We start from the raw sequence: 20,716 nt of genomic DNA, 5'->3' as shown, positions 1-20,716 counted from the left end.
GTAAAGCAATTCTTTAGATACTACTGAGTAATCCTTACCCACCCAGACCAGGGAGACTTGATCCACTATACCGCCTTTGAGAGACACTATCGAAAAATTCCGCAATCGGTCTGTATCAGTTTCGATAATTCGAGGCACACTGGCTGCATTTAAGTATACAGTCCCTTCCGGACTAGTAACAATCATTGTTCGTAGTCGGTCTTTGGTGTGCTTTAGGATGTGGTGCATATGACCAAAGGTGACTAAGGGAATGTTTTTACCCAAGGAATAGGTTTTTGCGATCGCATCTTCCAAATCCGGGTCCCCATGATCACCACCAGCAGGATACCAGTCTTTCCCACAGGGAGCTTCTGCTTGATCACCTAGTCCCGTCGGACCATTATGACCGATCAAGATTACCGTTTCGTAAGCCGCACTACGCACTGCTGCTAAAATGCGCTCCACTGATTCAGAAAAGCTATTAATTCCATACTGTTCCCTGTAAAACTTCTTATTCCGCCAACTCTGCCCGCCCCAACTGTAAGGGCGAGCACCAACTACAGAGAGATTTAAATCTGGGAAGTCAAGGTAACCATAACCCACATGGGTTGACCCCAGTAGGTTCAACTGTTGCTGTACCCTATCTTCTACTTCATGGTCATAAGGACACTTTTTCCTTCCCCATTCCGAGGCAGTATACCAAGCATCATGGTTTCCCATAATCACTGCCTTGGGTAGGTCAATAGCAGCAATCATCTGGACTATATCCACCGCCTCATTGCCGAAATCCCCGACAAATAAGACCAGATCCACACCCAACTGCTCAAGAGCTATAGCATCTTCCGCTTCCCACAGTTGATGAATGTCTCCAACAACAGAAATTTGGATTGATTGTTTTTGATGAATGGTCATACTTGTCTTACTATCGCCCCTTTTCCAGCATAAAGGCAAAAGGGCCAACAGTAATATGAAATCCAAAAAAGAATACTACATATCACCCTATTATCCCATTATCCCATTATTCCATTATTCCATCACCCCTTTGCACAGAGCTTGTTTATGAGCATCCGGATCGAGCAGCTGATGGCTGAAGAATAGATTAAGTGTAACTTTCCTTGAGGAGTGTCTAACGGTACTGAGGTATTCGTGATGGCTGATCTGAAACTATTGGCAAATTCTACCGTCTCTACTCTCTGTCCCCCCTTAGGGCTGTTTAATCTGCTCAATAGTATCTAGTCTAATGGGCAGATAGGGGAAATAGCTCAGATCACGGAGATCAGAAATACTTTATTCTTCCATTGTTCCATTCTTCGCCACCTTCGGCCTATTCCTCTCCTTGCTGTGAAGCACCATGAATAACACTTTCACAGGAAACATCAACGTAAGCGGTTAGTAAGAAGCGTATGTCTAGACTAGCGTTTAGCCCAGGGGCAGGACCAGAACAGTTAATCAATGGACGTTATCAAGTTATTGACATCCTTAACCGTGTGAGCTGGGGTCAAACTTATATTGCGGTAGACACTTACCGACCGGGAAATCCCCAATGTATTGTTAGACAATTCCGTCCTGTTAGTGATGACCCTGACTGCTGGCAAGCTGCAAAAGATATATTTCGTCGTGAAACTAAAATTTTGGAGATTATCTGTCAGCATGACCAAGTTGCCCAAATTTTAGATTGCCTAGAAATTGACCATAGCTTCTACATAGTTCAAGATTTCATCCCTGGACGACCCCTGAGTGAGGAACTCAATCAACCTTGGAGTGAAAGCAGATTGATTACTCTGCTACAAGAGGTTTTAGAAATTTTGGCATTTGTCCATCGCCAAGGGGTGATTCATGGTGATATCAAGCCAGACAATCTGATCCGACGATCAGACGATAGCAAGTTAGTTTTAACTGACTTTAGCGGTATTAAGCAGGTGCGGACACCATTAGTTGGTGTTCAATTTAGTGCCATAGCGGCTTTGGGCGCATTCGGGTATATACCAACAGAGCAGGTTCTGGGTAAACCTCGTCCCTGTAGTGACCTATATGCTGTAGGGATGATTGGCATTGAGGCACTCACAGGACTCAAACCCATACAGCTAGAAGAAGACCCATTAACCGGAGAAGCCCTTTGGCAGGACTACGCCACAGTCACTAAAGATTTCGCTGCCATTATTCAGCAGATGGTGCGCTATTACTTCAAAGACCGTTACCAGTCTGCTGATCAGGTTTTGGAGGCACTCCATTCCTTAACTAGTTCTAAACCATCTATAAACTTACCAATGTCCCCAGCACCACCAACATCCCCAAACCCCTACAAAGAAAAAACTGACGATACTCTGCTTGAGCCAATTGAACCAGAGACTCTTCAAACCGAGGAAACAGAGGAAACAGAGGAAACAGAGGAAACAGAGGAAACTTATTTTCCCTCTGTGCCTACTATTCCTAAAAGAAGGGCTAGTGGACTTAATCTCACCGCAATCGGAGTTTCCACATATCTAGCCTTATTAGTCGTAGCTGGAGGCTACTTTTTACTCAAGACTCCCAACCAGGCAGAAACTAAGCTAGCACAGGCTGAGCAAAAGTACCAGGAAGGAGATTTAGAAGCAGCACTGAACCTGGTAAAATCGATTCCGGAAGATAGTGAAGACTATCAGGATGCTCAAAATGCGATCGCTCAGTGGCAAAAGGATTGGAAAGATGCCAAAGCCCTATTCCCCCTCATCAAAACCGCCTTTGACCAACAGAAGTGGCTAGAGGTAGTTGAGCAGGCTAGTCAGATTCCTAATATTGTCTTCTGGCAACAGCAAATAGAACCTATGGTCAGCCAAGCTCAAGCCAATCTTGAGAAGGAAGCTTACCAGTTACTAGAGCAAGCTTACAACCAGGCTATCGAGAGAGACTTTACTGGTGCACTCAACACATTTAAACAAATCCCAAAGGGAACAAAAGCCTACGCTACAATTCAAGAAAAAGTTCCTGAGTACACTCAAAAGCGAAACATCAAAGCGAACTTTCTTCTTCAGCAGGCTTACAATCGAGCCGCTCAGCAAGACTTTACCGGTGCATTGGTATATTTGAAAAAAATTCCTAAACATACCGATGCCTATGCTAAGGCTCAGTCAAAAATTGTTGACTATACCGCTAAGCAAGAAATTAGGGCTAACTATCTATTAAAGATGGCTGATAATCAAGCTGTTTTGAACAACTACACTAAGGCTTTGGATTATTTGAGACAAATTCCTGAAGGTACCTCCGCCTATGCCAGAGCTCAAGCCAAAATTCAGCAATATACTCGATAAGCTGTTGTGCCTTTCAACTGTCTATTATTGAAATCAAATAAAGAAGATATATCCCAGTGTCCTTTTGCCTTAAGCTATCAGCTAATAGCTGATAGCTTACCTGTTTTACCCTACAGTAGTTAATTGATATTTTCTACTAGCCACTAACCTGTTGCGGCGATTCATTCCTACTTCTATCATAGCAGGCCTTTCTCTGTTCACTACTTCGGTAAATTTGCCGGAATTAGCCATAACTTGTCTACCTGGTGCGTAAGCTTCAATCACATTACCGCTCACAGCACACATCACCATTAAATAGTCACAAACTGGGCATTCAGTTTTGGTGACCTGATCTCCAGCACAAGCATAATGTGATGCTTGAGAACCGATTAAGTAGTGACGTTGAGCCATATTCCCACAGTTGGGACATCGGACTGATTGAGTAGTCTCCATTGCCGATTCTCCTCATTTACATGTCATTGCTTGAAGGAAATAAGTCAGAATTTAACTCATAATTCAGAAAGTTTTTTAAATTTTTCTGTTTTTAATTAACCCTGAAGTTGCTTTTCAAGGGCGGCAGTAAATTTTTCATAGGGAACAACTCCTACAATATTTTCTACCACCTCACCGCCCTTAAAAATCAGCACAGCAGGAATACTGCGTATCCTGTATTTTTTGGCAGTAGCTTTGTCGGCATCAATATCGATTTTTACGACCTGAACGCGATCTTTGTAGTCTTCAGCAAGTTGTTCCATGAAAGGACTAATCTTACGACATGGACCACACCAAGGGGCTGTAAAATCCACGACTACTGGCCCTTCATAGGTTAAAATTGAATCAAATTCACTGTCTTTGATGTAAGGCACTGTACTCATGATATACTCCTTAAATTTTTGAAAACTACCACAAACTTATAGTCAAGGATCAACGGTCAATGATCAACATAGTTACCACTTTTATCTTCCCTTAAAAAGAGGGGCGGTTAATCGGTTTGAATAGCTGTAATAACCAGGATGGCTAAGGCTATAGTTTGGTTTACCATAGTTGTATGAAGTTGCTTGATGCATTAAGTTATGGCTGCTGAGGAATTAGAAAGGGATAGCCTGATCGAAAGGCTAAACCAAGGTAGACAAGCGAAGGCAACTATGGGTGGCTATGCAGGTTATGGTTCACCGGCCTTCGGTCAACGGGCCCTAAATGGTGAGTTGGTGGATGATCCCCAAGAACAGCATGTAATTGAGTTAATTCGCCGTCACCATAAATCGGGCAAGTCATTACAACAAATCGCTAACTGGCTCAATCACCATGGCTATACAACCAAGCGTGGTCAGCAGTGGAAACGGATCTCGGTTAAACGGGTTTTAGACCGGCTATACGGTAGAACCCCTAGGTTGTCTACTTTGCCTCAAAACCCCAGTCAAGGGAACTTAAAAGAGTAAGCTCCAAGCTGGTAAAGTAGTTAGAACACCTTCAACACAAAGTTAGATAAGCCAGAGAACCTGATCGGACAATTCCATCGGACAATTCCATCGGACAATGCCATTGGACAATGCCATCGGACAATTGCCAAGCTAGGTCAGCAATGCCTAATTATTTGCCCCTAAGCCCACATGGTTAAAGTCCCAGGCTCCCTGGCAACCTCTAAAAGCCAAAAGCTAGGTCATATAAGGGTTAAAGGTTATTTTGCTGTAACATCTATTTATTATATACCTTTATACAAGTTATGTGCATATTATTTATGGGTTTACGGGATTTGTCCGTAACATCCCTCTAAAAAAACCCAGGCTCAGTAAATACACCAGCGCCATAGTTTTAAGCGGTTGGCGGCGGTCGTAGGTCACGGAATTTCACCCATCAAATTAATTATGCAACTCAACGACCGACTTATCTGCGCCCCAACCCTAGAAGAAGCAATTGACGATCAGCCTTTAATCGTTGCTCCTGAGACCCTCCTAATAGACATAATTGCTTTGATGAGTCAGGAGGGAGGCAAAAGTTGTTCATTGCCCAATTTCCACTCACCATCAGACCAGCTCACCATTCGTGAACCACGGTCTAGCTGCGTTTTGGTAATGGAATCAGACAAGTTGCTGGGAATCTTTACTGAGCGCGATATTGTCCGGCTAACGGCTAATGGAATTAACTTTGAAGAGGTAACAGTAGCTGAGGTCATGGCACAGCCTGTGATTACCTTTCCTCAAACTGCTTGTCGGGATATCTTTGCCGCCTTATTTATATTTCGTCGGTTTCGGATTCGCCACTTACCAATTGTGGATGATCATGGTCAGCTAGTGGGTGTTGTCTCACCAGAGCGAATTCGCCAGGTATTGCGACCAGCCAATCTGCTCAAGTTACGGCGGGTATCAGAAGTGATGACCCCCCAGGTGGTTAATGCCCTTCCAACTGTCTCAGTATTGAGTTTAGCCCGACTCATGAATAAGCACCGAGTTAGTTGTGTGGTGATTACATCTGACCATGGACAGGATAACTGTCTGCCAGTGGGGATTGTCACAGAGCGGGATATTGTCCAATTTCAGTCTCTCAAGCTGAATTTGTCTAAAGTCCAGGCTCAGGATGTGATGAGTACACCTCTATTTCTGCTGAGTCCGGAGGATTCTCTATGGACAGCTCATCAGGAAATGCAAAAGCGTCGTGTGCGGCGATTGGTGGTCTCTTGGAATTGGGGTAAAGAAATTGGTATTGTCACCCAAACAACCCTGCTGCGAGTGTTTGACCCAATGGAAATGTATGGGATTGTGGAGACATTGCAGCAAACAGTTGAGCAATTAGACCCAGCCAAAGAATCCGTGAACAAATCCCACAAAGCCATTCCCCCTGGTGAAGAATCTGGGGAGGTGGCAGAAAATGCGATCGCTTTATCAGGAGATAGGTTTAATCATAAATCAGAGCCACCCAACACAGACCAAAACACAGACCAAAACAGAGAACTAACAGTGATTTTGTCACAACCCATAGAGGGTCAAGCATTAAATACTTCCCAACAGTGTGAGGCTTTCAAATACCCCAAAAGTAAATTGGGTACCACTCAAGATTATCAACTGTGTATCCTGCTCAACACTATTCAAGCTATTCTAGAGAACCTACTTAACCAATCTAACCTATCCTCAGAATTACGTCAAAGCCAGCTTAATTCAGCCTTAGATAATGTTGATCAAATGCGAGAGCTAATACAGAAAGCCCAAAACCAGTCTTGTCGGGATCAGGTCGTGGTAGATCAGGTAGGTACTTCTAGCAGTTAAGGTAATCCAGATTTAATGGGCATATTTGAAGGGGTCTCTTGGGGTGCATCTCACTTTTGTAAATGTTCGTAGGGTGCCTTAGGGACGGGGTACCCCTTATGTTCTTGGTAGCCAGTGTTAGGAGAATCCGTCCCGGATGCTGTTGGTGAAATATTTCTTAACAAACCAAGAAGCCCCCTCAGCCCTCACCCCCAGCCCCTCTCCCAACCTTGGGAGAGGGGAGCAGATTACGGCAGAATAAGGGTTTCACGAATTCGCCAGCAGCATCCGTCCCGTAACGCACCACCTGCTCAAACGGCAAAAATGAGATGCACCCGTCTCTTGTAGGGTAGGTTAACGGTCAACAATAACTAATTGGAATTCCTTGAGTGCTGGTAAAAAGTTTTTGTTTTCATGACTAGGGCGCGTCAGTTTAATCAGGGCAAAACGTTGGATAGGAGTTAGTGCTGCCCACTGTTGAGGAGTTACTACGACTCCAAATTCCATAGCTTTTTCCGCCACGGTAGATGGAATTACCTGAGAATTCATCCAGGGAGCTTGGGGATCAACAGGTAAATTAGAAGCCGGTTTTCCTGTATAGTTTATAACTAGGTGTTGAACATAGTCTCCATACTTTTGGATTGACTCGGTCGTAGTGCAGGGTATCTCTACCAGTTGCTGACGCTCCTGTTGATTAAACTGATGCCAGTGGCTCAGTTTAAGTTTGATGCCGCAAGTGTCTAATTTCATCCGCACTTGTATAGGAATGCACCGTAAAGAATCCACAAAATCCGTTTCAAATTGGAAAAAATTAGTCATAGTCTTCTCAATCTTATTCATTAATGAAGTTTTCTTGTGCTAGTACTGCGGATAATCCAGTAACTAATTGATAGAGATATAATGGCAATTGCTAATCCAATTACCTGGCTTCCAGAAGTTTTTTCCAGGTCAAGAATAATGATTTTACGGGCAACGGCAATTAAAGACGTAACAACAACTAACTCAAGTTGAATAACATGTTTTCGCAGATAAGCGGTTATATTCTCTAAAATTTCTAGTGCAATGAGAATATTTAGAAACAGTCCAAATATTTTGAAAAGTGTTTTGCTCAAAACTATTGCTTCTGGATTGGTTATTTCTTTAACTAGTGAGATAACTAGGCTTCTAAGTGCAACCAATATTACCACCACCATCACCAAAGAGAGAACTTTGGAAACAAAACCCTCGAACAGATTTAGCCCGTATAAAAAATTCTCATCTTTGCCTGCATTTCTAAGTTTTTGGAAGAGTTGTCTTAACCGCCTCATAGGAATAGGTTAGTAAAAATACAGATGATGGTTGATTTTAACACTTCGACGGGGTATAAACGGAACAGATGAGTCAATGTTGTGGTTGCCTTTCCCTGATGCCACCCCCAGGGTAAGCGCCAGAAAAAATTGCCCATAATGTGCATTGGCTGGATATCGGTTGATCGTGGCTCGAAACCCCTATAATCTCGTAGAACTTGATTCTCAATAGAGTTTAATAGTTGATAATGAACCCAGTTTTTTCTCAATAAGCTACAGCTTATTGATTCTTGCGCTTACCCTGATGCCACCCCCCTTGTTCAACTATCACAATCTCTATGACGTCATAAAGCCAAGACGATCGGCAAGAGGGAGGGCGTTGCTGATTCATGCAATGATTGAAGGTAATTGGGAATTGGGAATTGGGAATTGGTCACTGACCCGACTACACTTGACGGAGTTCCTTAGTTCAGTAACCCTAGAGGGAGAATAGACCCGAAGAGGGGACAGAGGGGGCAGATTGACCATGATATTTGTCACAAAAATTTACATTGGGGGTGGAGCAAGATTTAGTAAACATATAGTAAAGATTTGATTAAAGTTATCTTTAAGTTGAGCAGGGTGACATATAGGTCCTAGATTTCCTTCTCAGCTTACTCAAGATTACGTGAAGATTGTGTGAAATTTGCGTAAATTTGGTAATTTTGTGAAGAAAATATGAACAAAATGTGAATGTAGAAAAGAAATGTGAGTTTTCGCTTGACAATTACCCCTTGAATTTACTAGATTTCCTTTTGTAGATGAACAAAGTTTCAGGTTCAAGATCATCGGCGTGAAATATAACTTCATCAACCTGACAGCCAAACCAATCCAATTTTGGATTTGTCTTTTTTGAAAGAATCAAAGAGGGTAACTATGCTCAAGAAGCTTGATTTTATTGTTTCAGCTCACTCGGCCAGCTTTTTGAATAGAACTTGTAACTACTTCAGGTTAGACGCCATCGCCGTTATGGAGCTAAGGCTGAGTAGATATACTCAAATCGTTCAGCTCAGCAGTTAGCCACACAGAAACTCTAGATAAAAACTCTATAATATTGGTAAATTCAGGTGCTCATCTGTTTCGGTGTCTAGGTGTTTGGGGATTTACTCCAGACAACATAAAATTTTTCTGTCTAAAGACAGAGGAATTTAAAGAGGGTTTGTATTTTTTGTTGTTGTAACTGGCCTGAAATAGGATCAATATTTCACGCTCATCTGCGCTTACTCTATGTAGGCAAGCCTCTGGTATTGTGAAAAATTAGGTGTAACATTAGGTGTCACAACAGCATCAACTTTGAAAAAATCATCCGACAGACTCATGAACATACCATTAGGAAAGCGGAAGCCATCGCCGCGTTCTCTAATCCAGCTTTTTACTAAGAGGTTTTCAGGGGTGCTTAGCAAATTGAACCTAAAAGCAGTAGGTTTAAATCCCACTGACGACCCTAGCCATAGCTGGCAGTGCTGTGGGTTAACTATCTCGAACCGATTGCTGAGGGTTCTTACATCTGACACCTCCGACACTGGTGTTGGCACTGAAGGCATTGAACACGATAGCAGCTTCCGGAATGATGTGCTATCGTCAAACGTATCAGTCTCGGTGGGAGCAAAAAAGGGGGCAATCAGCTTACTGCAAGGGATGTTCAATCTCCTGAAAGTATTTTGTGACATAACTGCAATCACTGAGCTGCCCACATTACAAGGGACTCATATGGGGCTGATTGGGAAAACTCAACCCCACTGGCAAGTATTTAGATTGGTAATCGATCTCAAACTCAAGTCGGTTCTACTCCAGCAGTTGTTAAATCGATTGTGGCCAATGATCATGGTGGAATATGTTGAGTGAGTGAGCCTCAACATATTCCACCGATTAATCCTTGGGTTGAGAGTTTGTTATTGTCCCCCACGCTAGTTTGTAGTAGCTTAAGTGTTTATACAAAGCGTGTTTATACAAAGTTTAGACAAACAACTATGAGCTAAAAGCCCATAGTCAGCTACGTGGTTCAATTGCAATAATCCAAAACCTGTTCCAAGGCTTAATTATTACCCCGGTGAACTGGCAACTTCCCTTTGCCAGTTGGGTATAGACCATTACATGATGTCGTTAATTCTGGGTGACTACCATGGCCAAAAAATTACTCTCAATAACTAGTAGACCATCAACTAGTAGAACATCTCAACCAACGTCAACCTCTACGAGCTCTGAACAAGTCATGAATAATGAGCAGCTTAACCAGGTCGTAGAAGCTATCATCGCGGGCAAGTATTCTTGGGCTTGTGTGTTAGTTCTGCGTTTTTCTGGTTACAACCCCCTCCATTACATCCCTTACCGAACCTACAATCGCTTAATCAAAGAAAATAGTCAATCTGGTAAGCATCCAGTTGGCAAAACCCCTGTCTCACAATCACAGGTTGTTAGTAAGGTCTAGTCAGGGTTAGGGAAAGTTGGGAGATTCATCAAGTCTGAAGTTAACCACCTGCCTAGGTCAGTTTGATTGATTATTGATGCAGAGCCTAGTTTTCAACGTCTTCCCGTTTAATCTGTTGAACTGCACTCGCATCAACCGCACTATCTGCTTAGATCTAGCTGACATCTATTGGCTTGATGAGCTGGCTGATGACTTGACCTCCTATCTCCCTTTCCCCAACCCTTATGGGTTTACTTTACACCAGATGCTCTAGGGGGAATTTAAAGTTTCGATGAAGTTTACTTAAAGTATTTGTGAATTTTTTGTGAATTATTGGTAACTAGCCGGTTAATGACTTGACAAAAACTAAGTTATTAGATAAATAAATGTAGTTCATTATAAATGGTTAATTGTAAATGGTTAATTGTTAAAAATCAATTTTCAATGTTTAACATATGAAGAATATAATCAGGGATTCAGCAGAGCCTAGTAAACCACCGTCTTCTATCAACCCAGACCCTGCTAGCAATTTATCAGTGGTGCTTCAAAGCTTGACCCTAGACTCAGTCGATCCAAAGCTCAACTACGAATTTAGTCAATCATTTGACCTTGATCACTTCCAGCTAGGGGATAAAATCCTTGCCTATACTAAACCAGAGCTATCCCAAGATTCTGTTGAGATTGAACAAGATCACCAATATCTTTACCTAGTTTGTCAGGGTCGGGTACGACTACTAGGCTTTGATGCTGAAAAACAGCGGGAGGTTTCCATACAGGTACTCGAAGAAGGGGAAACTTTTGGTGCCTATGATCTCTTAGGTAGTCTATCCTATCCTTACAGAGCGATCGCAGCGAGTTCAGGACAAGTTGCTCGTATTTCCCTAAATCAACTCTTGCCTTGGTTGGAACGGTTGCCAAAGTGGTCGGAAATCCTGGGGAAACAAGCCCAGCACCGGCAATGCCTAATTTTCTTCAAGACTTTGACCAATTTGCGATCGCTTAACGGTGTTACCATAAATCAACTGTTGCCCTACATCGTAGAAACACGCATTGAGGCTGGGGAGTCTCTGGTGTCCTCTTCCCAAGCTGGTCATTGCTGGCTACGTAGTGGTCAAATGGGAACGCCAGAAGGAACAGAGGCAAATTCCTCTGCTCCATTTCCTAGCATCGGAGAAAGTTGGGGATATCCGATGCCAGTACCCACAGATTGGATTGCCCAAACTGATGTATTGCTTTACCAGCTGCCTCAAGAGCATTGGCAAGCGGCTTGCGCGATCGCACCAGTTTTGGCTAACTCCACCGAGTCACCGGATCAGGAGAACAGGCAAAGTGCTAAAAATGGTGACGGTAAATCTCCATCGGATCAAGGCGTAGTTAACAAGACCCATACTCCGTCACCACATGCAAACCAGACTAGAGCACGACCGACTCGGCGAGTTTTAGAAACTCCTAAGCAACAAACGCCCCTTGAACCCAGTCAGTCAGAAAGCTTTGATTTTCCCAAACCAGCAAAGCCGGGTGGGAGATTCCTAAGGTTTTGGCAGCGCTATCCTTTTATTGAGCAGCAAGCTTCTTCTGATTGTGGTGCTGCCTGCTTAGCCATGATTGGGCAGTATTGGGGCAAACGCTTTGCTCTCAACTCCCTGCGGGAACTGGCGGGAGTGGGTCGTTCTGGTTCATCCCTCAAAGGTTTAGCTAAAGCAGCGGAAAGTTTAGGGTTTCAAGCTAGTCCAGTCAGGGCTTCTTTAGGTCGCTTAGCGGATCGGAGTAATCCTTGGATTGCTCACTGGCAAGGAGATCACTATATTGTTGTCTACCAGGTAAAGGGTAATAAGGTACTCGTTGCCGATCCAGCAGTGGGGAAGCGATCGCTTGCTCGCAAAGACTTTCTCCAAAGTTGGACTGGGTATGCCATGCTATTGGATCCAACTCCCCAACTAGCAATTACTCCCAGCGACAAACGTTCTTTAGGGCCGTTTTGGGGATTGCTATGGCCCCATCGCTCAGTCCTGCTGCAAATTATCTTGGCTACCCTCATCCTTCAGGTTTTTGGTCTGATTACTCCCTTATTTACCCAGATCATTCTTGACCGGGTGATTATTAACAGAAGCCTTGTCACTCTCAATGTCTTCTCCATTGGTCTAATCATCTTTGGCCTTTGGACGATTGGGGTTAGTCTCACCAGACGCTACTTGCTGGACTACTTTTCCAATCGGCTTAGTCTCACCTTCGTCAGTGGGTTCATAAACCATACCCTGACCTTACCCCTGAAGTTTTTTGAATCCCGCCAGGTGGGGGATATCCTGACCCGAATTCAGGAAACTGGAAAAATTCAGGGTTTTATAACTCAGCAAGCGATTGCGACTTGGCTAGATGTGGTGATGGTGTTTGTCTATATTGGACTAATGCTCTACTACAATTGGCGCTTAACCTTGCTGGTGCTGGCAACGATTTTCCCCATCGCCATCTTGACTGTGATTGCCAGTCCCTTTCTACGCCAGGTGTCCAGGGAAATCTTTAAAGAAGCAGCCCAACAAAATTCTATGTTAGTGGAAATGATGTCAGGGGTTGCTACTGTGAAAACGGCGGCTTCGGAACAAGAAGTGCGCTGGCGCTGGGAAGATCGCCTCACCAATCAGTTGAATGTACAATTTAAAGGTAGAAACCTGGCTAACGGGTTAGGGTCAATTAGTTCTCTAATTAATACTCTCAGCAGCACCGCTTTACTTTACTTTGGCGCTAGCTTAGTAATTAGTGAGCAGCTTACTATCGGTCAGTATGTCGCGTTTAATATGCTCATTGGCCGAGTCACTGGTCCGATTTTGGCTCTAGTGAATCTTTGGGATGAGTTTCAAGAAATCTTGGTGTCTGTAGAACGGCTTAATGATGTCTTATCTGCTAAGCCAGAGGAGAATCCTCAAGAACCAATGTTGGTTCTACCTGAGATTAAGGGTGATGTAATATTGGAAGATGTTACCTTCCGATACTCCGAGGATGAGGATCGCAATATCCTACAGAATATTTCCCTACAGATTAGGGCTGGAGAAACCATTGCTCTAGTGGGGCGCAGTGGCTCTGGCAAGAGTACCTTGGTGAAGCTACTGCAAGGTCTCTATCATCCGACTAATGGTCGTATTTTGATAGATGGACACGATATCCGCCATATTTCCCCCCAATCTTTGCGTTCTCAAATGGGTGTGGTACCCCAAGAATGTTTCTTGTTCTCGGGGACAATTGTCGAAAATATCACTCTCTACCGACCGGATTTCAGCCTGGATGAAGCCGTAGAGGTAGCCAAACTAGCAGAAGCTCATGCTTTTATTCAAGGTATGACTTTGGGATATAATACAAAAGTAGGAGAGCGAGGCTCTACCCTTTCTGGTGGACAGCGACAAAGGATTGCCATAGCCCGAGCCCTATTGGGCAACCCCAAGATTCTGATTCTGGATGAAGCGACTAGCTCCCTAGATACAGAATCCGAGCGCCGCTTTCAACAAAACTTAGCTCGCATTAGTCGCGATCGCACTACCTTCATCATCGCCCACCGCCTCTCTACAGTGCGAAATGCTGACTGCATCCTTGTCCTAGACCGAGGTGTTCTGGTCGAGAAAGGCAACCATCAGGAACTCATGGATCGTCAAGGTCTTTACTATCATCTAGCACAGCAGCAGCTAGATCTTTAATAGATCGTTAACAAGTGCTCATTAGTCATTAGTTATTAGTTATTAGTTATTTAGTCATTAGTCCTTTGTAAATCCCAATAGACCCTGGTTAGTCACAAAGGACTAATGACTAAGAAAAATTGAACCTATTTATCACTATATCAAACTATGTGAAAATTTGCCAATTTGGCAACACAGTGATGTGAAAAGGACTAATGACTAAGGACAAATGAAATTTGAAGCTAGCTATCACTATGTCAAGTTTTGTAAAAAGCTGCCAAAAATCTGCAAATTTAGCAACATACTCAGATGAAATTGATCTTTTATCAGAAAAGTGGAAAAGCCCTGTGTGAATAGAAGGGGATGAAAACGTGTTCAGATATGGCTCCACACCCATTTCGTAACAACCATTTAGAATCCCCTGACAATCCCCGATGACGCACACTCACCGGAGAGTTTAATTCCAATTCCTTTGTTTAATTCATTCCCATGCACCCCACTAAAGGTGAGACGGAGATAACTTGGAGAGCCTAACTCTAGGGTCAGTCCTGCTCAAGTCCACACCTCACAGCATGCTCAGCCAAGCGGTTTGACCGACCGACGGCTACTTAAAGGGGAAGGGTTTAAGTTCTGATCTCGGGGTGCATTTAAGCTATCTCAAAAAGGGGCAAGTAGAGTCAGGTAATGCCAAAGATTTCGGTCTGCCCAACAATACCAAACTCGCCCCTCTAAGCTAAGGGCAGCAAGAGAATTGGTCGCTGACTTTCCCAAAACATTGGTCATTTCCCTAAAATGTTAATTTAGCGTGATCTACCACCATGACACAAGCAAAACCAATCAACTCCCCACCTGAGGCGGCTACGAGTCGTCAGGGTAACGTCGTTTTAATGCCATCAGGTCGCCTGAGACCTGATTATGACCAAGAGGCTGTAGCCTCACCTAGCACAGAGGTAGGAACCAATACTGCCCATGCTCCTAGTACGTCCAAATGGTCAACCTCGATACAAACTACCCTCGACCAGCCTCCGGCGAACCTTCCCCGGTTGCTGATGTTAGGTGGGTTAAGCTTCTGTACGATATTTGTGGCTTGGGCAACGTTTGGGCAGATTGATGAAGTCGGTAAAGCTCATGGAAGCTTAGTGCCAAAAGGCGACGTTTATAAAGTTGACCCGATTGAGCGAGGCAAGATTGCTAGTATTAAGGTCAAAGAAGGGCAAGCGGTTAAAGCTGGGGAAGTCTTGGTGGAACTGGATACAGAGCTTGCCACTCAGGAAGTAGAGCGTTTAGAGAAAGTGCTTAATGCAGACCGGATTAGGTTAGTTCAGATGCAAGGACTGCTTGAAAGAACCCGTCTGGAAGCAGAAACTCGTGAGCAGATTACCCAAGCAGAAGTTCAAGCACAACAAGCTTCGATCGCACGAGCACAGGCTAGTGCATCGGCAATTAGACAACAAATCATTCAACATCAGTTAGCTAAAGCTGCTAATCGCGAACGATTACAACGGATGAAGCTGGTGCAGGCGACAGCCCAAGAACTGCTCCAGCAACGGCGGGCTAATGTAGTGGCTCTCAAGGAACGACTCGATAACCTTAAGCCTCTGTTGGCAGAAGGAGCAATCTCGAAAGAACAGGTATTTCAAGCAGAACAAAGCTTTCGTGCTAGCCAAAGTGCTGTTACCGAAAGCAAACTGCAAGAGGGTTTGAGTACTCGCGAACAGATCTTTCAAGCTCAGCAAAGTATACGCGATCGCGAAGCGGCGACTAGCCAAAGCCGAGGTGAGCTACAACAAACTTTAGCAGAAATTAAGCGACTAGAGGCAGAATTAGAGCATCGGCAAGCAACGGGACGCACCACTCGCCTGGAAGCACAGCAGAAAATTCAACAGTTGGAAGTGGAACTGACCCAAATCAAAGCTAGAATTTCTGAAAATGAAACCCTGGTTACTACTGCTAAAACCAGGCTCAAACAGAAGTTTCTCAAAGCGCCAGTGGATGGGATAATATCTTCCCTCAACATTGGTAATGCTGGTGAAGTCGTGCAACCGGGACGTAGCATCGCCGAAATCGCTCCTCAAGGTGCCCCCTTAGTGCTATCCGCAAGTTTGCCTACTCGCGAGGCAGGGTTTATTAACGAAGGAATGGCGGTGCAAGTGAAATTTGATGCCTATCCCTATCAGGATTACGGCATCATCAAAGGCACGGTGATTTCCATCTCTTCCGATGCTAAAGCCGATCAAGTAATGGGTTCAGTCTATAAGGTGAAAGTGTCCCTCGACCGTGACTATGTGATTGAAGAGGATGAAATCATCCGGTTTAAGGCTGGTCAAACCGCCAATGCTGACATCATCATCCGCCGCCGTCGGATTATCGATTTCTTATTGGATCCGATGCGACAACTGCAAAAAAGCGGCATCGATCTATAGTGCTCTGTTCTCAAATCACTTTCATCACTGACTGATCGTTTTCCGTTGACGGTTAACAGTTGACCGTTAATTTTTAGTAGTCAACTTGCTAGTAATTCCTTGAAATCTGCAAGTTAACTGCACCCCAGCTTATAAACTATTGACCTTTAGACTTACAGGATAAGAAATAACCATGACCTATCGTATTCCTTCTGCCAATACCAAGCTCGACAAAATGATGGATATTGATAAGTTTAGCGAGATCGAGGAAGCCATCCTTGATGGCAAATATTCTTGGGCTTGTGTGTTAATGCTACGCTTGGCAGGCCATAACCCCCTAGACTACATGCCTTCTAGAACCTACAGCCGCTTGCTCAAACAAAACCGGGACATGATCTTACAGAAGCAAGCTAGTATGATGACCAATAGCAATAAAGTCTTGAATGCACGGCAGCGTTTGAGCCAGATCAAAGATCTGGCTTATGTAGAGACCCTTGGCAAGAAAACTTCACAGGTCCACGGTGGCGATCAAGAACAGTGCTTAATCACTGAACTGGAAGAAGAGGAATCCATCCTCAAGAAGTTAACCGATTATTTACGGCAAGACTGTTTGGTTTCCCTGTGGTGAGCAGGTATAATCATTTTCCTACCCATCCTCCTTGTCATTACCAGCCACTGCTTACCACCACACCAGATCAGACTAAGCCTGTGGTCAAAGTAATTCATTAATAACCGCCTTGTCCATTAGGTGCGCTTTTCGTTGGCGAATTAAATTCGCCACGGGTCGCACCTGTTGATGGACGAGGCGTTTTTTTATCTGATCACAGACCGGAATGAAACAGCCCTAGTAAAAACAGCCCTAGTACTCTGTCAATTTAGTTTTGAGGGTGAGGGCTAGGTGGCACGGTTAATGGTTAAGCGGGCCTAATCTAAGGGTTTAAGCGTGGCTAATCCCTAGTTAACCTAAGTTCGACGTAACCCTGAAAGCCTTAATCTAGCCTAGTTGCCCAACCCTTGTATTCCTTAGTCTTTCCTCAAGCGATCGCTTATATCGAACTCAGGTTATACCAATTCTTAGCCCTCACAGGGCTACACATTATTAATTTCATCTCCCCATCTCCCGATCTCCCCATCTCCCGATCTCCCCACACGCCCCCTCTCCTCACACTTCCCACACTCCCTGCTCCCTGCTCCCTGTTCCGGTGATCCGCTGTTCCCTTTGCTATTAACTAATGACTGGACATAGCACGGACTTTAGCACTTACTTTAGTTGTGGGAGGATTCAACCATCAATCTCAAGCCAAAGTGGCGTTCATATTTTTAATTAGATTTGATATAATAACCGGTTCATTACTAATAATTTACTTCACTAAAACCCCATCAACCTTACCCATCTCTTTGAACTAATTCAGAATCGGTTACTAGTCACTCTTTAGTTGTGGGAGGAGTCAAGCATCAATCTCAAGCCAAAGTGGCGTTCATTTTTTTTTATATTAGATATAATGACCAGTTTATTCCTAAGAATTTACTTGACTAAAACCCCAGAAATATTACCAATCTATTTGAACTAATCCAGAATTGGTTACTGCTGACTACATCCTTTTAGTAAATCCAGTGATTTTCAAAAAATAAAAGCTTGAAGCCAAATTGGCGAGACATGCCTAGGGGAATATGGATATAGTTATATCAACAGCTAAAACAAAGCTGCTCCACAGAAATAAAATCAACAACAAAGAAGGAGAAAATCAATGCTTATTTCTGACTTAAACCATCTAGAATCCGTTGAGGCTAGCCAAGTTCAAGGTGGTACTACTATTGCTGGAATCCAATTCGACAACAATGTCACCAGCGTTTTCAACACCACCAGCACCATCACCGAAACTGAAGTTTTCAATACCAGCATTACTTCTAGCGTAGACATTAATGGTATTACCGCTTCAGGTGGTACTACATCTGAAGGTTCTAGCGATCAAGGTAATAACGTTGCTACTAAGCAAGAAAGCGTCTTCATCACTATTGAGCAAGGTGGCGTAACTGGTTCCAAGTCTGTAGGTCTTGGCTTCTCTGGAATCAGCCGTTAGTAATTAATCACGAAAAGTTTCTGATTAATTAGTTTCTAAACCTCGATTCATCATCAACAACCAACAAGGAGAAAATCAATGCTTATTTCTGACTTAAATCATCTAGAATCCGTTGAGGCTAGCCAAGTTCAAGGTGGTACTACTATTGCTGGAATCACATTCAACAACAATGTCACCAGCGTTTTCAACACCACCAGCACCATCACCGAAACTGAAGTTTTCGATACCAGCATTACCTCTAGCGTAGACATTAATGGTATTACCGCTTCAGGTGGTACTACATCTGAAGGTTCTAGCGATGCAGGTAATAACGTTGCTACTAAGCAAGAAAGCGTCTTCATCACTATTGAGCAAGGTGGAGTAACTGGTTCCAAGTCCGTAGGTATTGGCTTCTCTGGAATCAGCCGTCATTAATTAATCAGGACAAGTTACTAATTAAGTAATTTGTAAACCTCGATTCATTATTCAGGGTAAACGCATCTTATTTTGAAATGCCTACTGGATATGAGATTCATATGATAAGTATTTTAACTTATTAAGTTTGAAATCTTTTCTGAGTAACGTTTCTATAATTTAGATGGGTTTGCCCATTATTAACAATAAAAAAGGAGAAAATCAATGCTTATTTCTGATCTAAACCATCTAGAATCCGTTGACGCTAGCCAAGTTCAAGGTGGTACTACTATTGCTGGAATCACATTTAACAACAATGTCAACAGCGTTTTCAACACCACCAGCAACATCACTGAAACCGAAATTTTCAATACCAGCATTATCTCTCGTGTAGACATTAATGGTATTACCGCTTCAGGTGGTGTTACATCTGAAGCTTCTAGCGATAAAGGTAATAACGTTGCTACTAAGCAAGAAAGCGTCTTCATCACTATTGAGCAAGGTGGAGTAACTGGTTCCAAGTCTGTAGGTATTGGCTTCTCTGCTATCAGCCGTTAGTACTTAATCAGGAACTTTTTGTGATTAAGTAATTTGTAAACATGGGTGTATTCATATCCTAATATAATGCATTAAATTCAATTCTATATCAAGATTATTGCACTCAATTTTAGGTGTAAGTAATTCATTTTGATAACTTCAAAATACTAAAGTATCAGTAGTTATATCAAACCGGAACTCAATAGGTTAATTGCCAAATTAGCGAGACAAACATTTTGAACTTTGATAGTTTAATTTAAGTGTCAAACAAGCAGTTTTATTAAAAAACAAAAAGGAGAGAAATAAATAATGATTATTTCTGATCTAAATCATTTAGAAACTATTGCTGAAGACCCCAAAGTTGTGGGTGGATATGGCTACTACCAACCTTACTTCCCTTTCGGATTTAACAAATTTATCAACGTCGGTATTGACATTGAAGAGAACGTAGCTACGATTGATGGCCGCGCACAAGCCTTTGGTGAGAAGACCTTCACTAACGTCACTGGCAGTACTACCACTACTGAGCATGGTTCTCAATCTACCCTAAGTACAATATCTGTTAGTTCTTCTAAGAATAAGAAGCATTATTACTAAAACGGCTTAGAGTAATCCTTGAGACTTAAGGCTATCAATGCTGCGGAAAGATGAAGCAAAAATCAGTAACATCTTTCCGCAGCATTAATCACAATGGGAGCATCCCATTTTTGTGAATTGGTAGTGGAAGCATTTTGCTTGTGGTTAGTAAAATAAGGACGTAATTGGTAGTGGGAGCATCTTGCTCGGTACTTACAGAAAACGGTGCTCCCAATTTATCATTTTTAGTTGCTTTTATATTTAGTTGCTTTTAGATGCTCCCGATCACAATTAAGCATTAGCTAATTTTACCAGGAGAATCATTCATGAAAATTGCTCAATTAGAATATTTTGAGCTACAGGCAACAGACCACCCTATTTTAGGTGGTTTTGTTTTTACTACTGCTGAAGCCTTCGCTGGTCCTGGCATTGGTGCCACTAATGCTCAGGCCGATGCGTTAGCTCAGCATACCGATACTTCCGTAGAAAGCTTTATCCATGTAGACGAGTTCTTTTCTGAAGCTAGGGCAAAAGCTGAGGCTAGGGCTAGGGATCGTCATTACTGGGGTTATTCTGTCCATGATCCCTTTGGGATTTATCGTTTGATTGGATAACTCAACAAATATATAGCAGTTATCAATTCGGTGAGGTACTTTGCTTATCCTTTTAAGGCAATAGGCAAGCTAGCAATAGGTAAGCTAGCAATAGTAACAAGGGTTTTAAGGGCTCCATCGCTTTTCTGATAATGTTTTTGTCAATTATCGTCCACTGATTCCAAGTTACCCGATCCGAATATTCCTGATCCGAAGTTCCCGATTTATGCAAAAAAATTAGTGAATTTTTCAATAA

General features: G+C 43.1%; 17 protein-coding genes and 2 pseudogenes. 14 read left to right on the top strand and 5 right to left on the bottom strand.

Annotated elements, in window-relative coordinates; genetic code table 11:
* Positions 1 to 891, bottom strand: an 891-nt coding sequence (locus F6K38_RS12345) for a TIGR04168 family protein (RefSeq protein ID WP_287356668.1), incomplete at its 3' end; no start/stop codon positions are given.
* Between the two features lie 491 nt (positions 892 to 1,382).
* On the opposite strand from F6K38_RS12345, the gene F6K38_RS12340 reads away from it, so the two are divergent.
* Positions 1,383 to 3,266 carry a protein kinase domain-containing protein gene (locus F6K38_RS12340; RefSeq protein ID WP_008191116.1) on the top strand — a complete coding sequence of 628 codons (1,884 nt, stop codon included), beginning with the start codon at positions 1,383 to 1,385 and terminating at the stop codon, positions 3,264 to 3,266.
* Between the two features lie 105 nt (positions 3,267 to 3,371).
* Here F6K38_RS12340 and F6K38_RS43310 read toward each other — a convergent pair whose 3' ends face one another.
* Together F6K38_RS43310 and trxA are read right to left on the bottom strand one after the other, a co-directional pair.
* Positions 3,372 to 3,698: a hypothetical protein gene (locus F6K38_RS43310; protein ID WP_063747961.1), complete on the bottom strand. Its 327-nt coding sequence runs from the start codon at positions 3,696 to 3,698 to the stop codon at positions 3,372 to 3,374.
* A 95-nt stretch (positions 3,699 to 3,793) separates the two neighbouring features.
* Positions 3,794 to 4,120: a thioredoxin gene (gene trxA, locus F6K38_RS12330; protein ID WP_008191112.1), complete on the bottom strand. Its 327-nt coding sequence runs from the start codon at positions 4,118 to 4,120 to the stop codon at positions 3,794 to 3,796.
* 198 nt (positions 4,121 to 4,318) lie between these two features.
* Between trxA and F6K38_RS12325 the strand changes: the two genes are divergently transcribed.
* Complete coding sequence (locus F6K38_RS12325; protein WP_008191111.1) at positions 4,319 to 4,684, top strand: recombinase family protein; 366 nt, start codon at positions 4,319 to 4,321, stop codon at positions 4,682 to 4,684.
* Between the two features lie 426 nt (positions 4,685 to 5,110).
* A pseudogene (locus tag F6K38_RS12320) lies at positions 5,111 to 6,037 on the top strand (CBS domain-containing protein); the annotation flags it as partial.
* An 801-nt stretch (positions 6,038 to 6,838) separates the two neighbouring features.
* On the opposite strand, the gene F6K38_RS12315 reads toward F6K38_RS12320, so the two are convergent.
* The gene (locus tag F6K38_RS12315; protein WP_287248990.1) at positions 6,839 to 7,303 is read right to left on the bottom strand and encodes a nitrate reductase associated protein; all 465 of its coding nucleotides are present in this window, start codon (positions 7,301 to 7,303) and stop codon (positions 6,839 to 6,841) included.
* Between the two features lie 20 nt (positions 7,304 to 7,323).
* Entirely contained in the window at positions 7,324 to 7,791 is a 468-nt protein-coding gene (locus F6K38_RS12310; RefSeq protein ID WP_008191106.1) for a phosphate-starvation-inducible PsiE family protein, read from the bottom strand.
* A 1,410-nt stretch (positions 7,792 to 9,201) separates the two neighbouring features.
* Between F6K38_RS12310 and F6K38_RS12305 the strand changes: the two genes are divergently transcribed.
* The 11 genes and pseudogenes from F6K38_RS12305 to F6K38_RS12255 all read left to right on the top strand — a co-directional run bounded on the left by F6K38_RS12305 (position 9,202) and on the right by F6K38_RS12255 (position 20,481).
* Positions 9,202 to 9,654: a hypothetical protein gene (locus tag F6K38_RS12305; RefSeq protein WP_008191104.1), complete on the top strand. Its 453-nt coding sequence runs from the start codon at positions 9,202 to 9,204 to the stop codon at positions 9,652 to 9,654.
* A 367-nt stretch (positions 9,655 to 10,021) separates the two neighbouring features.
* Positions 10,022 to 10,174: pseudogene (locus tag F6K38_RS44155) on the top strand (HetP family heterocyst commitment protein); the annotation flags it as partial.
* Positions 10,175 to 10,313: 139 nt separating this feature from the next.
* Positions 10,314 to 10,490 carry a hypothetical protein gene (locus F6K38_RS12295; RefSeq protein ID WP_008191101.1) on the top strand — a complete coding sequence of 59 codons (177 nt, stop codon included), beginning with the start codon at positions 10,314 to 10,316 and terminating at the stop codon, positions 10,488 to 10,490.
* Positions 10,491 to 10,671: 181 nt separating this feature from the next.
* Complete coding sequence (locus tag F6K38_RS12290; protein ID WP_287356664.1) at positions 10,672 to 13,899, top strand: peptide cleavage/export ABC transporter; 3,228 nt, start codon at positions 10,672 to 10,674, stop codon at positions 13,897 to 13,899.
* A gap of 797 nt (positions 13,900 to 14,696) precedes the next feature.
* A complete protein-coding gene (locus tag F6K38_RS12285; RefSeq protein WP_287356662.1) occupies positions 14,697 to 16,301 on the top strand; it encodes a beta-barrel domain-containing protein in 1,605 nt (534 codons plus the stop codon).
* 172 nt (positions 16,302 to 16,473) lie between these two features.
* Positions 16,474 to 16,908, top strand: coding sequence for a HetP family heterocyst commitment protein (locus F6K38_RS12280; protein ID WP_008191092.1), 435 nt, complete (start codon positions 16,474 to 16,476; stop codon positions 16,906 to 16,908).
* 1,120 nt (positions 16,909 to 18,028) lie between these two features.
* Positions 18,029 to 18,361 carry a hypothetical protein gene (locus F6K38_RS12275; protein ID WP_008191090.1) on the top strand — a complete coding sequence of 111 codons (333 nt, stop codon included), beginning with the start codon at positions 18,029 to 18,031 and terminating at the stop codon, positions 18,359 to 18,361.
* A 78-nt stretch (positions 18,362 to 18,439) separates the two neighbouring features.
* Positions 18,440 to 18,775: a hypothetical protein gene (locus F6K38_RS12270; RefSeq protein ID WP_008191088.1), complete on the top strand. Its 336-nt coding sequence runs from the start codon at positions 18,440 to 18,442 to the stop codon at positions 18,773 to 18,775.
* Between the two features lie 204 nt (positions 18,776 to 18,979).
* Positions 18,980 to 19,312, top strand: a complete 333-nt coding sequence (locus F6K38_RS12265) for a hypothetical protein (protein WP_287249001.1) — start codon at positions 18,980 to 18,982, stop codon at positions 19,310 to 19,312.
* A 288-nt stretch (positions 19,313 to 19,600) separates the two neighbouring features.
* Positions 19,601 to 19,888 (top strand): hypothetical protein, encoded by a 288-nt coding sequence (locus tag F6K38_RS12260; RefSeq protein WP_008191084.1) that lies wholly within the window; start codon positions 19,601 to 19,603, stop codon positions 19,886 to 19,888.
* Positions 19,889 to 20,193: 305 nt separating this feature from the next.
* Positions 20,194 to 20,481, top strand: coding sequence for a hypothetical protein (locus F6K38_RS12255; RefSeq protein ID WP_008191083.1), 288 nt, complete (start codon positions 20,194 to 20,196; stop codon positions 20,479 to 20,481).
* Positions 20,482 to 20,716 lie beyond the last annotated feature (235 nt).

This window comes from Moorena sp. SIO3B2 (genome assembly GCF_010692525.1).
Classification (GTDB): Bacteria; Cyanobacteriota; Cyanobacteriia; order Cyanobacteriales; family Coleofasciculaceae; genus Moorena; species Moorena producens.
This window is presented reverse-complemented; position numbering and strand designations above follow the sequence as displayed.

Coding starts and splice junctions, on each gene's coding strand:
- F6K38_RS12260 (WP_008191084.1), top strand. CDS start 19,601: ATGATTATTTCTGATCTAAATCATTTAGAAACTATTGCTGAAGACCCC.
- F6K38_RS12255 (WP_008191083.1), top strand. CDS start 20,194: ATGAAAATTGCTCAATTAGAATATTTTGAGCTACAGGCAACAGACCAC.
- F6K38_RS12315 (WP_287248990.1), bottom strand. CDS start 7,303: ATGACTAATTTTTTCCAATTTGAAACGGATTTTGTGGATTCTTTACGG.
- F6K38_RS12325 (WP_008191111.1), top strand. CDS start 4,319: ATGGCTGCTGAGGAATTAGAAAGGGATAGCCTGATCGAAAGGCTAAAC.
- F6K38_RS43310 (WP_063747961.1), bottom strand. CDS start 3,698: ATGGAGACTACTCAATCAGTCCGATGTCCCAACTGTGGGAATATGGCT.
- F6K38_RS12265 (WP_287249001.1), top strand. CDS start 18,980: ATGCTTATTTCTGATCTAAACCATCTAGAATCCGTTGACGCTAGCCAA.
- F6K38_RS12310 (WP_008191106.1), bottom strand. CDS start 7,791: ATGAGGCGGTTAAGACAACTCTTCCAAAAACTTAGAAATGCAGGCAAA.
- F6K38_RS12275 (WP_008191090.1), top strand. CDS start 18,029: ATGCTTATTTCTGACTTAAACCATCTAGAATCCGTTGAGGCTAGCCAA.
- F6K38_RS12290 (WP_287356664.1), top strand. CDS start 10,672: ATGAAGAATATAATCAGGGATTCAGCAGAGCCTAGTAAACCACCGTCT.
- F6K38_RS12285 (WP_287356662.1), top strand. CDS start 14,697: ATGACACAAGCAAAACCAATCAACTCCCCACCTGAGGCGGCTACGAGT.
- F6K38_RS12280 (WP_008191092.1), top strand. CDS start 16,474: ATGACCTATCGTATTCCTTCTGCCAATACCAAGCTCGACAAAATGATG.
- F6K38_RS12295 (WP_008191101.1), top strand. CDS start 10,314: ATGCAGAGCCTAGTTTTCAACGTCTTCCCGTTTAATCTGTTGAACTGC.
- trxA (WP_008191112.1), bottom strand. CDS start 4,120: ATGAGTACAGTGCCTTACATCAAAGACAGTGAATTTGATTCAATTTTA.
- F6K38_RS12270 (WP_008191088.1), top strand. CDS start 18,440: ATGCTTATTTCTGACTTAAATCATCTAGAATCCGTTGAGGCTAGCCAA.
- F6K38_RS12340 (WP_008191116.1), top strand. CDS start 1,383: ATGTCTAGACTAGCGTTTAGCCCAGGGGCAGGACCAGAACAGTTAATC.